Below are 13,594 nucleotides of genomic sequence, written 5' to 3'. Positions count from 1 at the left end.
CGGCTGAGCCACCCGCAGGCGGTGCGCATTCAACAACACGCACCGCCCGTAGGAGCGCCCCCGGGCGCGACAAAGCCATCCCGCCAACGCACGGTCTGCCATCGACACGCCACTGACCACCACACCAGGCCCCACCATGATCGTCATCGATCACGCCCCCGCAGACTGGTTTCTGCTGCGTGCGGACAATCGCTACTGGCTGGACATCAACTGCACGATCTCGGCCACCGGCTTCTCGCTCCTGCTGGCGTTGAACGCAAAAGAGCAGGCCGACGTGCTGGCAGACGGGCATGCCGCCTGCGCACGGCTGGCCGCACAGGTGCAATGGCGGCCGCACGATTTTGCCGCGCGTGATGCCAGCGCCAGCCACGGTGCGCAGGTCATCGCAGCGGTGCGGGCGTGGCGCGCGTCAGACGCCCGCAACGCGCGCGCATGAACCCATCGCGCCGGGCAAACCGCTTGCGCTGTTCGCCACGCGCGGCTGCAATGCGCCGCGTTGATGCAGCGGTGACTGCCGGTGATGCGATGCACTAAGCTTGCAAGCGCACTCCCTGCACAAGGATGTTTCCGTTGAACACGCGCTACGCCCCGATCGATTTCAGCGACAAGCTCGCCCTGCTGTCGCAGCACTGGTCCCCGCGTGTCGTCGCGGAAATGAACGACTACCAGTTCAAACTGGTCAAGCTGCAAGGTGCGTTCGTGTGGCATCAGCATGCGGACACGGACGAGGTGTTCATCGCGCTGGACGGCAACATGACCATCGAGTTTCGCGACGGCGTGGTGGCGCTGTCGGCCGGGCAGATGCACGTGGTGCCCAAGGGTGTCGAACACCGCCCGGCGGCGGAGCACGAATGCAGCGTGCTGCTGGTCGAGCCGCGCGGCGTGGTCAATACTGGCGATGCGGGCGGCGCCTACACTGCAGACAACGACGTCTGGATTTGATGGTTGTGCAATGCGTGCTGGTGCACGGCGGCCGATCCGGCGCCTGGTTGCGGAGCCCTTGCCGCGTGCACGCAATGATGCGCTGCAGCGCAACGTCCACCACGGCACGGGGAAACACGGCTGCGCTGCAATGACGCAGCGCAACAGCGCATGACATGACATTGCGCTAGCGCTCGCGCGGGTATACACGTGCGCATCGGACCACCTCCGCAGGAGACCATGATGAACGCGCTTGCCTCTGCAAAACCGCTCAACACCGACCCGCAGTCCATCTTCAAACCGCGTTATGACAACTTCATCGGCGGCCAGTGGGTGGCGCCGCACAGCGGCCAGTACTTCGACAACACCACGCCGATCAACGGCAAGGTGCTCACCTCGATCGCGCGCTCCAACGCGCAGGACATCGAAGCCGCACTGGATGCGGCGCATGCGGCCAAGGACGCCTGGGGCAAGACTTCCACCACCGAGCGCTCCAATGTGCTGCTCAGGATCGCCGACCGCATCGAACAGAATCTGGAGCTGCTCGCCTATGCCGAGACCTGGGATAACGGCAAGCCGGTGCGCGAGACGCTCAATGCCGATGTGCCGCTGTGCGTGGATCACTTCCGCTATTTCGCCGGCGCCATCCGCGCGCAGGAAGGTGGCATCTCCGAGATCGACAGCGACACCATCGCCTATCACTTCCACGAACCGCTCGGCGTGGTCGGACAGATCATTCCGTGGAACTTCCCGCTGCTGATGGCGTGCTGGAAGCTGGCACCGGCGCTGGCCGCCGGCAACTGCGTGGTGATGAAGCCGGCCGAGCAGACCCCGGCCTCGATCCTGGTGTTGATGGAGGTGATCGGCGACCTGTTGCCGCCGGGCGTGCTCAACGTGGTCAACGGCTTCGGGCTTGAGGCCGGCAAGCCGCTGGCCAGCAACCCGCGTATCGCCAAGATCGCCTTCACCGGCGAAACCACCACCGGCCGGCTGATCATGCAATACGCCAGCCAGAACCTGATCCCGGTGACGCTGGAGCTGGGCGGCAAGTCGCCCAACATCTTCTTTGCCGATGTCATGGCCGAAGACGACGATTTTCTCGACAAGGCGGTGGAAGGCTTCGTGCTGTTCGCCTTCAACCAGGGCGAGGTGTGCACCTGCCCCTCGCGCGCGCTGATCCAGGAATCGATCTACGACAGGTTCATGGAAAAGGCGCTGGCACGCGTGGCCGCGATCAAGCAGGGCAACCCGCTCGATCCCAACACCATGGTCGGCGCGCAGGCCTCCAGCGAGCAGCTGGAAAAGATCCTGTCCTATATCGACATCGGCAAGCAGGAGGGCGCGCAGGTGTTGATCGGCGGCGAACGCAACACACTCGATGGCGAGCTGGCCGAGGGCTTCTACGTCAAGCCGACGGTGTTCAAGGGCCACAACAAGATGCGCGTGTTCCAGGAAGAGATCTTTGGCCCGGTGGTGTCGGTGACCACCTTCAAGGACGAGGCCGAGGCGCTGGCGATCGCCAACGACACGCTGTACGGCCTGGGTGCCGGTGTGTGGAGCCGCGATGCGTCGCGCCTGTATCGCATGGGCCGCGCGATCCAGGCCGGGCGCGTGTGGACCAACTGCTACCACGCCTATCCGGCGCATGCCGCGTTCGGCGGCTACAAGCAGTCGGGCATCGGCCGCGAGAATCACAAGATGATGCTCGACCATTACCAGCAGACCAAGAACCTGCTGGTGAGCTATTCGCCGAAGGCGCTAGGGTTTTTCTGATGCGTAGGCCTGCTACTGCTCGACTGCAATGCGTGATGGATCGGGCACAGGAACGCCGGGCCGCTGCACCGGCTGTTCATGAACCGCGCACGCGCGAATTGACCTCGATCAAGGCACGGCGTCCTCAAGGCGCCTAGGGTGGGCCGCACTATCAGTGCGGAGTGCAGCATGGACACGACAATGAAAGCGGCGGTGGTGCGCCAGTTCGGCGCACCACTGGTGATCGAGGAAGTGCAGGTGCCGCGGCCCCAGGCCGGCGATCTGCTGGTCAAAATCCAGGCCTGCGGAGTCTGCCACACCGATCTGCACGCCGCGCAGGGGGACTGGCCGGTCAAGCCGAATCCCCCATTCATCCCCGGCCATGAGGGCGTGGGCTATGTGGTGGCGGTGGGTGCGGGTGTGCGTCACGTCAAGGAAGGCGACCGCGTCGGCATCCCGTGGCTGTACTCGGCCTGCGGGCATTGCGAGCACTGCCTGGGTGGCTGGGAAACCTTGTGCGAGGCGCAGCAGAACAGCGGCTACTCGGTCAACGGCGGCTTCGCGCAGTACGCGCTGGCCAATGCCGATTACGTCGGGCATCTGCCCGCCACCCTGGGGTTTGTCGAGGTCGCGCCGATCCTGTGCGCGGGCGTCACCGTCTACAAGGGCCTGAAGGTCACCGATACCAAGCCGGGCCAGTGGGTGGTGATTTCCGGCATCGGCGGGCTCGGCCACATGGCAGTGCAATATGCCAAGGCGATGGGAATGAACGTGGCCGCCGTGGATGTGGACGACGCCAAGCTGGCACTGGCCAGGCGCCTGGGCGCCACGGTGACGGTCAATGCGCGCACCACCGATCCGGTGGCGTACCTGAAGAAGGAAATCGGCGGCGCACACGGCGCGTTGGTCACCGCGGTATCGCCCAAGGCCTTCGAGCAGGCGATCGGCATGGTGCGGCGTGGCGGCACGGTGTCGCTCAACGGCCTGCCACCGGGCCAGTTCCCGCTGGACATCTTCGGCATGGTGCTCAATGGCGTGACCGTGCGCGGCTCGATCGTCGGCACCCGGCTGGACCTGCAGGAGTCGCTGGCCTTCGCCGAGCAGGGCAAGGTCGCGGCGACCGTGGCCACCGACACCCTGGACAACATCAACGAGGTGTTCGCGCGCATGCACGCCGGAACGATCGAGGGGCGTATCGTGCTCGACATGGCGGCCTGACCGCGCCGCAGGAGGCAGACGATGCAGGGCACCACCACGCAGACAGACCCGCCGTTGCAGGTGATGGCCACGCTGGCGGCGTTGCAGTTGATCGACACGCTGCGCGCACGCCACGGCGATGTGCTGTTCCATCAATCCGGCGGCTGCTGCGATGGCTCCTCGCCGATGTGTTTCCCGGTGGGCGACTTCATCGTTGGCGACCGCGACGTGCTGCTGGGCGAGATCGGCGGCGCGCCGTTCTACATCAGCCCCTCGCAGTTCGAATACTGGAAGCACACCCAACTGATCATCGATGTGGTGCCGGGGCGCGGTGGCATGTTCTCGCTGGAAAACGGCGAGGGCGTGCGCTTTCTGGTGCGCTCGCGCCTGTTTGCCGATGAGGAGTTCGCCCAGCTGCAGCGGGCAGGCCGGGCGTAACCCTGGCCCGCCTGGCGGTGCTGCCGGGCGGGGAATCAGCCCGCTGGTTTCAGCGGTCTGCCACGGTCGACGGCGCGGTGCCAGGCTTCTTGGCCGGGGTGTCGCCATCGGCGGGAACCAGCGTGTCGGGCGCATCGCCGGCACCGCGGTCTTCATAGTGTTCGGCATCGCGCTTGCCGTGCTGTTCGCCCGGCTGGGTCGGTTGGTCGCGCAGTGGGTCGCGGGACATGCGGTGCTCCTGGTCGTGGGGATGGATGCGCAGTTCACCGCGCGCCTAGTGAAGGGGACGCAGTGGCTGCTGCAGACGCACGGCTCACGCATGGATCACGGTGGCCGCGCTACAGCTATGGGTCAACTCATACAACACCCGGAGTCACACGCCGATGGCACGACCGATCTGGACCGGAACGCTCTCGTTCGGCTTGCTCAATGTGCCGGTGTCGTTGATGTCGGGCGAGCGCAAGGTGGATCTGCATTTCCGCATGCTCGATTCGCGCGACAAGAAGCCGATCCGCTTCGAGCGCGTCAACGCCGACACCGGCGATGAGGTGCCGTGGAAGGAGATCGTCAAGGCGTTCGAGTACGACAAGGGCAGCTATGTCATCGTCGAGGAACAGGACATCCGTTCGGCCTCGCCGGAAAGCCACGAAACGGTGGAGGTGGAAACCTTTGTCGATGCCGCCGATATCGACCCGCGTTACTTCGAAAAGCCCTACATCCTGGTGCCGGGCAAGAAGGCCGAAAAAGGCTATGTGCTGCTGCGCGAGACGCTGCGCGACACCGGCAAGGTGGGCATTGCCAAGGTGGTCATCCGCACGCGCGAATACCTGGCCGCGGTGATGCCGCAGGGCGATGCATTGATCCTGCTGCTGCTGCGCTACCAGCAGGAAGTGGTGGACCCGCAGGACTTCAAGCTGCCGGCCGGCGCGGTGGGCGAGTACCGCATCACGCCCAAGGAACAGGAGATGGCCAAGCAGCTGATCGAGTCGATGTCCGGCACCTGGCAGCCGGAGGATTACCACGACGAGTTCCGCGGCAAGCTCGAGCAGATCCTGCGCAAGCGCATCCAGGCCAAGGGCGGCACCACCACCGTGGATGTCGAGCCACCGCAGCACGAAGACGCCAGCACCAACGTGGTCGACTTCATGTCGCTGTTGCAGAAGAGCCTGCAGGCCAATACGCGCACGCCGGCCAAGAAGAGCAGCACGCCGGCAACCGGGTCGGCCAAAAAGACCGCCACCAAGAAAGTGGCCAAGAAGGCCACCAAGAAGACCGCGGCCAAGGCCACCAAGGCCACCAAAGCCAACGCCAGCAAGGCGGCGCCGCGCCGCAAGGCCGGCTAGGCCCCGCCCATGTCATTGCACGATTACAACGCCAAGCGCCGCTTCGACCAGACCCCGGAACCGGCCGGCGACACGCCGGCGCGCGCCAGCAAGCAGCCGATCTTCGTCGTGCAGTTGCACCACGCCAGCTCGCGCCATTACGACTTCCGGCTGGAAGCCGACGGCGTGCTCAAGAGTTGGGCCGTGCCGAAGGGCCCATCGTTGCGCGTGGGCGAAAAGCGCCTGGCGGTTCAGGTGGAGGACCACCCGCTGTCGTATGCCAGCTTCCAGGGCGATATTCCGCAGGGCCATTACGGCGCCGGGCATGTGGATGTGTTCGACCACGGGCATTGGCAGTGCGAAGGCGATGCGTTGGCGGCACTGGAAGCCGGCAAGCTGGAATTCGAACTGCAGGGCAAGTTGCTGCGCGGCGGTTTTGCATTGGTGCGCACGCAGATGCGCGGCGGCAAACCGCAATGGCTGCTGTTCAAGCGCAGCGATGCGTACGCCGCGGATCTGGATGCCGATGCGCTGGTGGCGCAGCAGGCCGCCGGCGCATCGGCTGCAGTGACGCCGGCAACCCGTGCCAAGGCCAGCCGGGCGCGGCGCGCGCCGGCAGCAACGGCGAGCGCCGAGACAACTGCAGCCGGCAAACGCGCGCGCCCGGTGCGTGCGGACACCAGGCAGTGGCGTACCCGCGCCCTGGCGCTGGACGGCGCGCGCGATGCGCCATGCCCAACCGAGCTGCGCGCGCAACTGACCTTGCTGCGCGAGCAGGCGCCGGATGGCGAGCGCTGGTTGCACGAGATCAAGTGGGACGGCTACCGCCTGCTGGCCGACATGGTCGATGGCCAGGTGCAGCTGCGCTCGCGCAACGACCAGGCCTGGACGCAGCGCTTCCCGGACGTGGTGCGTGCAGTGCAGGCCCTGCCGGTGCGCGATGCGCGCCTGGATGGCGAGCTGGTGGTGCTGGATGCGCAAGGACGCAGCGATTTCTCGGCATTGCAACGCGCGCTCGATGGCAGCGTCACGCAGCCGCTGCGCTACATCGTGTTCGACCTGCTCGGCGTGGCCGGAGTGGATCTGCGCGACACCCCGCTGCTGCAACGCAAGCAGTTGCTGCACGACGTGCTGGGCGATGTGCCGGGCACGCTGGCGTTTAGCGACCATGTGATCGGCCACGGCCCGGAGGTCTTTGCGGCCAGCGCCGGCACCGGCTGGGAAGGCATCGTCAGCAAGCTCGCCGATGCGCGGTATCGCGAAGGGCGCAGCGCCGATTGGGTCAAGACCAAGCACGAAGACAGCGACGAGTTCGTGGTGGTGGGCTACACCGACCCCAAGGGCGCGCGCAGCGGCTTCGGCGCCTTGCTGATGGCGCAACGCGAGGGCAAGACGCTGCGTTATGTCGGGCGCGTGGGCACCGGCTTCGACGATGCCTTGCTGGGCAAGATCACCGCGCTGTTGCAGGCGCTGCACAGCGACACCGCCACGCTGGAATTGCCGACGCACATCCCGGGGCGGCCACGCGATGTGCATTGGGTACGACCGGTCCTGATCGCCGAGGTCGCCTTCCGCGGCTGGGCGAAGGAAGGCCTGCTGCGGCAGGCCGCATTCAAGCGTCTGCGCGAGGACAAACCCATGAGCGAGTTGGGCGGCGACCGCGCCGCGCCGGGCAAGGCGCGTGCTGCAGGTAAAGGCAGTGCTGCGACCACGGCCGCCGCGCCTGCGCGCAAGGCGGCGAGTAAAAAAACGTCGAGAACGACGGTCGACCCATCCACCAGCACTGCCAGCAAGCGTGTGCGGTCCACGGCATCGAAGACGACCGCGACCACGACATCCAAAAAGGCTGCAGCGTCCACGTCCACGGCCTCCAAATCCACGGCGTCCCAGTCCACAACATCCAAATTCACGTCCACGTCGACGGACGGCATCACCATTACCCATCCCGAGCGGGTGGTGTTTCCCGCAGCGGGCATCAGCAAGGGCGATGTGGCCGACTATTACCGCGCAGTGGCGCCGCTGGTGCTGGCAGAGATCGCACGCCGCCCCTTGTCGCTGCTGCGCTGCCCCGATGGCGCCGGTGGCGACTGCTTCTTTCAGAAGCACGAAGGCCGCCACCTGGGCACGCATATCAAGGCGATTCCGCTGCAGCAGAAGAGCGGCACCGAGGATTACATCTACGTCGAGGATGCCGCCGGCCTGCTCGAGCTGGTGCAGATGAACACGCTGGAGCTGCATCCCTGGGGCGCGCAGGTCGACGATGCGGAGCATCCGGATCGGCTGGTGTTCGACCTTGACCCTGGCGACGGGGTGTCCTGGGCCGACGTGGTGGCGGCCGCGCGCGACATCCGTGCCAAGCTGCGCAGTGCCGGCCTGGAGAGCGCGGTGCGCCTGTCCGGCGGCAAGGGCCTGCATGTGGTGGTGCCGATCGTGCCGGAAGCCGACTGGGAGCAGGCGCGCGATTTCTGCGAGGCCTTCGCCCAGGCGCTGGCCACGCACGCCCCGGACCGCTACGTGGCCACCATGAGCAAGGCCAAGCGCCACGGCGTGATCTTCGTCGACTGGCTGCGCAATGGGCGCGGCAATACCAGCGTGTGTTCGTGGTCGCTGCGAGCACGCGAAAAGGCCACCGTCGCCGTGCCGCTGCGCTGGGAAGAACTCGGCAAGATCAGCGGCCCGGACGCTTTCCCGATGGACAAGGCCCTGCAACGGGCCAAGCGTCAGCGTGCAGATCCGTGGGAATCGGTGCTCGCGTTGCAGCAATACTTGCCCACCGGCGACGACAACCACTAAGAGCAGCCAACAAGACGACTGCGCCGCCACCAGGCGGGCGCGGTCGAATTTGGGATCGGCATACATCGCGGCTCCTGCGCGCAGCCCGTACTGACCCGACGACTGCTCGCTACGTTCATTCGATCAGACACGCATCACGCACACAGCCTGACCATGCGCACCGACCCTCACGACAGGTCCTTGCCCGCGCACCGTCGCGTAAGCGCCTACATGGACGTACTTGCGGCGTGTCCCGCGAGGGTGGGCGGGCAAGGGCCCTGCAGCCAAGTCGCAGACCACCCGCTCTCAGCCACCAACGCATCCCAAATCCCAAATCCCAAATCCCGAATCCCATCAAGGCGAGACCGCGTTCTCCCGCGTCACCCGGCTCAACGCATCGCTGCTGATCTCGGCAATTGAATGGGTGCCGGTCAGGGTCATCGCCACGCGCATCTCGCGCTCGATCAGGGTCAGCAGATTCTCCACGCCGGCCTGGCCGCCGGCCGCCAGCGCATAGACGAACGCGCGCCCCAGCAGCACCGCGTCGGCGCCCAGCGCCAGCATGCGCACCACGTCCAGGCCGCTGCGGATGCCCGAGTCGGCCAGGATCTTCAGTTGCCCCTTCACCGCATTGGCAATGGCCGGCAATGCGCGCGCGCTGGACAGCACGCCGTCGAGCTGGCGGCCGCCATGGTTGGACACCACGATGCCGTCGGCGCCGAAGCGCACCGCATCGCGCGCATCGTCCGGGTCCAGGATGCCCTTGATCACCATCGGCCCGGTCCAGAATTCGCGGATCCATTCCAGGTCTTTCCAGGCGATGGACGGGTCGAAGTTGGCGCCCAGCCAGCCGATGTAGTCCTGCAGGCCGGTCGGGCTGCCGCGGTAGGTCGAGATATTGCCCAGATCGTGCGGGCGACCCAGCAGGCCCACGTCCCAGGCCCAGCGCGGATGCGTCACCGCCTGCAGCATGCGCCGCAGCGACGCGTTGGGCCCGCTCATGCCCGAGTGCGCATCGCGGTAGCGCGCGCCCGGCGTGGGCATGTCCACGGTGAACACCAGCGTGGTCACCCCGGCCGCCTTGGCGCGCTCAAGTGCGTTGCGCATGAAGCCGCGGTCCTTGAGCACGTACAGCTGGAACCACATCGGCCGCGTGATCGTCGGCGCCACTTCCTCGATCGGGCACACCGACACGGTGGACAACGTAAACGGGATCCCGCGTGCGGCCGCCGCGCGCGCGGCCTGCACTTCGCCACGGCGCGCATACATGCCGGTCAGCCCGACCGGCGCCAGTGCCACCGGCATCGCCAGCGTCTCGCCGAACAGCTCGGTGCCCAGACTCAGGTCCGACATGTTGCGCAGCACCCGCTGGCGCAGCGCGATATCGGCCAGATCCGCGACATTGCGCCGCAATGTGTGCTCGGCGTACGCCCCGCCATCGATGTAGTGGAACAGGAACGGCGGCAGGCGCGCCTGCGCGGCGGCACGGTAGTCGGAAGCGGCGGAAATGATCATCGAAGACGAACGGCAGCGGCGGGGTAGCCGCTGAGTGTAAGACCATCGGTGTGGCGGATGGACTGCTGCGCGATCTGCAGGACGCAAGCCCGGCAAGGCCCAGCGCAGTGGTGCTGCGCCGCAGCCTTATCAACTCTCACCACACCAGCGGCAGCAAGCGCCGGCTCTGCGCTGCATAAGCCGGGTAAGCCAGCGGAAACGCACACTGCAATGCGGCCTCTTCGATACGGATGCGGTGCAGGAAGACCCAGATCACCGGCACCACGATCGCCGCCACCGACAACGCATTGCCCATGCCCAGCGCCAGCCCGTAAAAGGCCATCAGCGCGCCGGTATAGGACGGGTGACGCAGCCAGCGGTATGGGCCGCTGCGCACCAGTTGGTGGTCGGGCTGGATGGTCACATCCACCGTGAACCAGCGCGCCAGCACCTGGATGGCCCACACGCGCAACGCCAGCCCACTGCCGATCAAGGCGCAGCCGGCCCATTGCAGCGGCGCGCCCCAACCCTGCGGCCAGTGGGCCAGGCCGCTGTAGGCCAGTGCCACCGCAACGGCCACCGCTGCAGACAACACGCGCCACAGGTGTTGCAGGGTGCCTTGATCGTGCGCGCCACCGTCGCCGGCACGGCGGCGGCGACTGAGCAGCAGTTCGTAGCCGCCCCATAACAGATTGAGCGCAAGAAACAGACTGGAAGCAGACATGGTGTGACTCCGTGGCGATGGGTGGGCTGGTGATGCCAGTGTGCGCACGCGCCGCATGGATCGCAGGGGCCGCAGGTCATCGATCGCACCTGCCGGAAGTCACTTTCTGCAGGCGCACCATTGCCGAGCGGCCACGCGGCCGTCAGCATCGCTGCATGCATTCTTCCCTGAGTCATCTCTCGCATCCGCTGCGGCTGGCCGGTGCGTTCACCATTGCGGCGGTGGCGTTGTCGTTCATGCCCGATGCGTCACCGCAGGGCGCCTGGCGCTGGGGCGTGCTGGCCGGCTTCACCGCCTTGTTCCTGCTGCACACCGTGTTGCCGTCGCTGCACACCGTGTTGCCGTCGCTGCATGCCTTGCGCACTGTCGCCACGTTGCTGCAGGCGGTCCTGGCCTTGCTGCTGGTGTGGATGGAGCCGCGTGTCGGTACCGCCCCGGTGCTGCTGGTCATGCTGGTGGCGCAGGCGGGCATGACCTGGCCGCCGGTGCGCGTGCTGTTGCTGGCGCTGGTATTGAACGCGGGCATGTATGCGCTGCTGGTGCAGGCCGGGTTCGAGCGCCCGTGGTTGATCGTCGGCATCTACGCCGGTTTCCAGGCCTTCGCCGCGCTGACCGCGCATTACGCGCGCAGCGCCGAGCGTGCACGCGATGCGCTGGCCTACGTCAATGCCGACCTGCTGGCCACCCGCGCGCTGCTGGCCGACAGCGCGCGCGATGCCGAGCGCCTGCGCCTGGCGCGCGAGCTGCACGACGTGGCCGGGCACAAGCTCACCGCCATGCGCATCAACCTGCGCCTGCTCGGTGCCGACCCGGTGCTGGCGCGGCGCGACGAGGTCGCGGTGGTGGAGCAGCTGTCGGCCGAGCTGCTGTCGGACATCCGCAACGTGGTGCAGTCGCTGCGCGACGATCAGGGCCTGGACCTGCAGACCGCCTTGCGCGCGCTGGCCGCACCGTTCCCACGCCCGGCGCTGCGCCTGCAGATCGACCCGGCCGTGCGCATCACCGATGCCCGCGTGGCCGAGCTGCTGTTGCGGCTGGTGCAGGAGGCGCTGACCAACGCGGTGCGGCATGCCGACGCCAACGAGGTCGCGGTGCACCTGCACTGCGCAGGCGCGCAGCTGCAGGTGGACATCTGCGACGATGGCCGCCGCGCCGAGCGCATCCGCGAAGGCAACGGCATCACCGGCATGCGCGAACGCCTGGCCGCCCTGCACGGGCAGCTTGAGCTTGGCCGCACACCCACTGGCGGCATGCACCTGATGGCGAGGCTACCGGCATGAGTGCCCATCGCATCGCGCTGGCCGACGACCAGATCCTGGTCCGCGCCGGCCTGCGCGCGCTGTTGCAGCAACAGGGGGTGGAGGTGGTCTGCGAGGCCGACGACGGCCAGGGCCTGCTGGACGCGCTGGTCAGCACCACCGTGGACGTGGTGCTCAGCGACATCCGCATGCCCGGCGTGGACGGCATCCAGGCGCTGCAGCAACTGCGCGCCCGTGGCGACCGCACCCCGGTGCTGCTGCTGACCACCTTCGACGACAGCGACCTGCTGCTGCGCGCCACCGAGGCCGGCGCGCAGGGCTTCCTGCTCAAGGACGCCGCCCCGGAAGACCTGCGCGAGGCGATCGAGCGGGTGGCCCACGGCGAGACCCTGCTGCAGCCGGTCAGCACCGATCCGGTACGGGCGCGTTACCAGTTCCGCGACCAGCAGCCCCCGCGCGAGACCTTCAGCGAGCGCGAGGTGGCGATCCTGCGCCTGCTCGCCGGCGGCTATTCCAACAAGGAGATCGCCCGCACCCTGTTCCTGGCCGAAGGCACGGTGAAGAACTACGTCTCCACCATCCTGGAAAAGCTCGGCACCCGCGACCGCACAAGGGCGGTGTTGAAGGCGATCACGTTGCGGGTGATTTGAGGGCGGGGATTGGGGAGTCGGGAGTGGGGATTGGTCAGAGCGGACTCAGGAATCGGGAATCGGGAATCGGGAATCGCAGGAGCGGGGGTGGGGTTGGGGTTGGGGTGAGGGTATGGGGGGCGAAGCCGCTCCTGGAATCAGATGCCACGAGGCTTCGCCCGTGCCTTCCTCCGCCCCTGCGGGGCCACCTTCTCCCGCAGGGAGAAGGAAGAGCCGGCGGTCAGCTCGGAGCGCTTGGCGTCTGCCCTTCGCTGGCCGGGTTCGCTGTTGTCGGTGCTGGCGTTGGCCCATTCGGCTCAGTCGAAGGGCAGTCCTCCCAGCCGACGGGCGGGGCTCTGCGGAGCTGTCACTGCCGCATGCGGGAATTGGCGCAACGCTCGGACACATCGCCGCCATGGTGCATGACGCGATCTGGCCAGATTGCATGCCATTGTTTCATAAGGAATTTGCCGCCTTCTGCAGGATTGGTCAACAACCGTAAGGTTGCCGTCAGGTCGTCTGGGCGGCCAGGCGGGAAGGTCGTCCGGCGGCCACCGAGGTCGCTCGGGGACGCGCCGCGCTCCGGTCCGCTGCGGAGTCCGTCATGCGCCTGGTCCGGTATCTGTTCGTGTTGATCGTGGTGCTGTCCACCAGCGCCTGGGCGGCACCCACCCAGACCGACTTGCCGATCGCCTGGGTCCAGGCCGCCCTGCACACCCAGCCGCCAACCGAGCGCGACCTGCGTGTCGGCGTGGCACCCTGCGACCTGACCGCGCAGGGCGCGGCGGCACGAACCTGCGACAGCTTGTCCGTCCACACCGACCAGGGCGGTTGCAGCCCGGGCCCGGCCTGTCGGTCATGGGCAGGGCGCGGCGTTGGCAGCACCCACAGCATCGCTGCCGGCATGCCCGGCGCGTGGTCTAGCCGCGGCCAGTTCAAGGTGGCTTTCAGCAACGGCTCCGAGCGCGATGACCGGCGCCACCCGGTGGCGCCGCACTGCACCACCGGCCTGGCGGACGCGCCGGCCGGCATCCAGCCGCGCGCGCGGGACTGCGTGGGATAAGTAAGAACGTCGCCAGGCGACGC

Annotated in this window: 13 protein-coding genes; 10 read left to right on the top strand and 3 right to left on the bottom strand. The window is 67.2% G+C overall.

Annotation, left to right across the window (positions count from 1 at the left end):
* Positions 1–136: 136 nt before the first annotated feature.
* From DYQ94_RS11095 to DYQ94_RS11075, 5 genes are all read left to right on the top strand, one after another.
* Positions 137–436, top strand: a complete 300-nt coding sequence (locus DYQ94_RS11095) for a hypothetical protein (RefSeq protein WP_102255271.1) — start codon at positions 137–139, stop codon at positions 434–436.
* 125 nt (positions 437–561) lie between these two features.
* Positions 562–942 carry a cupin domain-containing protein gene (locus DYQ94_RS11090; RefSeq protein WP_126966856.1) on the top strand — a complete coding sequence of 127 codons (381 nt, stop codon included), beginning with the start codon at positions 562–564 and terminating at the stop codon, positions 940–942.
* Positions 943–1,164: 222 nt separating this feature from the next.
* A complete protein-coding gene (gene adh, locus DYQ94_RS11085; protein WP_126966857.1) occupies positions 1,165–2,694 on the top strand; it encodes an aldehyde dehydrogenase in 1,530 nt (509 codons plus the stop codon).
* 168 nt (positions 2,695–2,862) lie between these two features.
* Complete coding sequence (gene adhP, locus DYQ94_RS11080; RefSeq protein WP_054591795.1) at positions 2,863–3,891, top strand: alcohol dehydrogenase AdhP; 1,029 nt, start codon at positions 2,863–2,865, stop codon at positions 3,889–3,891.
* Positions 3,892–3,912: 21 nt separating this feature from the next.
* Complete coding sequence (locus DYQ94_RS11075) at positions 3,913–4,308, top strand: DUF779 domain-containing protein (protein WP_016902914.1); 396 nt, start codon at positions 3,913–3,915, stop codon at positions 4,306–4,308.
* Between the two features lie 49 nt (positions 4,309–4,357).
* Here the strand turns inward: DYQ94_RS11075 and DYQ94_RS11070 are convergent, their stop codons facing one another.
* Positions 4,358–4,537 carry a hypothetical protein gene (locus tag DYQ94_RS11070; protein ID WP_039529303.1) on the bottom strand — a complete coding sequence of 60 codons (180 nt, stop codon included), beginning with the start codon at positions 4,535–4,537 and terminating at the stop codon, positions 4,358–4,360.
* Positions 4,538–4,691: 154 nt separating this feature from the next.
* On the opposite strand from DYQ94_RS11070, the gene ku reads away from it, so the two are divergent.
* Positions 4,692–5,651, top strand: a complete 960-nt coding sequence (gene ku / locus DYQ94_RS11065; RefSeq protein WP_104569349.1) for a non-homologous end joining protein Ku — start codon at positions 4,692–4,694, stop codon at positions 5,649–5,651.
* A 9-nt stretch (positions 5,652–5,660) separates the two neighbouring features.
* Complete coding sequence (ligD, locus tag DYQ94_RS11060) at positions 5,661–8,423, top strand: DNA ligase D (RefSeq protein ID WP_126966858.1); 2,763 nt, start codon at positions 5,661–5,663, stop codon at positions 8,421–8,423.
* Between the two features lie 333 nt (positions 8,424–8,756).
* Here ligD and lldD read toward each other — a convergent pair whose 3' ends face one another.
* Both lldD and DYQ94_RS11050 read right to left on the bottom strand, forming a co-directional pair.
* Positions 8,757–9,917 carry an FMN-dependent L-lactate dehydrogenase LldD gene (gene lldD, locus DYQ94_RS11055; protein WP_126966859.1) on the bottom strand — a complete coding sequence of 387 codons (1,161 nt, stop codon included), beginning with the start codon at positions 9,915–9,917 and terminating at the stop codon, positions 8,757–8,759.
* A gap of 136 nt (positions 9,918–10,053) precedes the next feature.
* A complete protein-coding gene (locus tag DYQ94_RS11050; RefSeq protein ID WP_104577470.1) occupies positions 10,054–10,620 on the bottom strand; it encodes a methyltransferase family protein in 567 nt (188 codons plus the stop codon).
* 59 nt (positions 10,621–10,679) lie between these two features.
* Between DYQ94_RS11050 and DYQ94_RS11045 the strand changes: the two genes are divergently transcribed.
* The 3 genes from DYQ94_RS11045 (at position 10,680) to DYQ94_RS11035 (ending at position 13,571) form a co-directional block, all read left to right on the top strand.
* Positions 10,680–11,900, top strand: coding sequence for a sensor histidine kinase (locus tag DYQ94_RS11045; RefSeq protein WP_126966868.1), 1,221 nt, complete (start codon positions 10,680–10,682; stop codon positions 11,898–11,900).
* Positions 11,897–12,529: a response regulator transcription factor gene (locus tag DYQ94_RS11040; protein ID WP_024939865.1), complete on the top strand. Its 633-nt coding sequence runs from the start codon at positions 11,897–11,899 to the stop codon at positions 12,527–12,529. The genes DYQ94_RS11045 and DYQ94_RS11040 overlap by 4 nt, the downstream gene beginning before the upstream one ends.
* Before the next feature lie 583 nt (positions 12,530–13,112).
* Positions 13,113–13,571 carry a hypothetical protein gene (locus DYQ94_RS11035; RefSeq protein ID WP_237474949.1) on the top strand — a complete coding sequence of 153 codons (459 nt, stop codon included), beginning with the start codon at positions 13,113–13,115 and terminating at the stop codon, positions 13,569–13,571.
* Positions 13,572–13,594: the final 23 nt, after the last annotated feature.

The sequence above is a fragment of the Xanthomonas sp. LMG 8993 genome, assembly GCF_009835065.2.
Classification (GTDB): domain Bacteria; phylum Pseudomonadota; class Gammaproteobacteria; order Xanthomonadales; family Xanthomonadaceae; genus Xanthomonas; species Xanthomonas arboricola.
The sequence above is the reverse complement of the archived record's forward strand: the minus strand, read 5'-3'. Positions and strand labels throughout refer to the sequence as shown.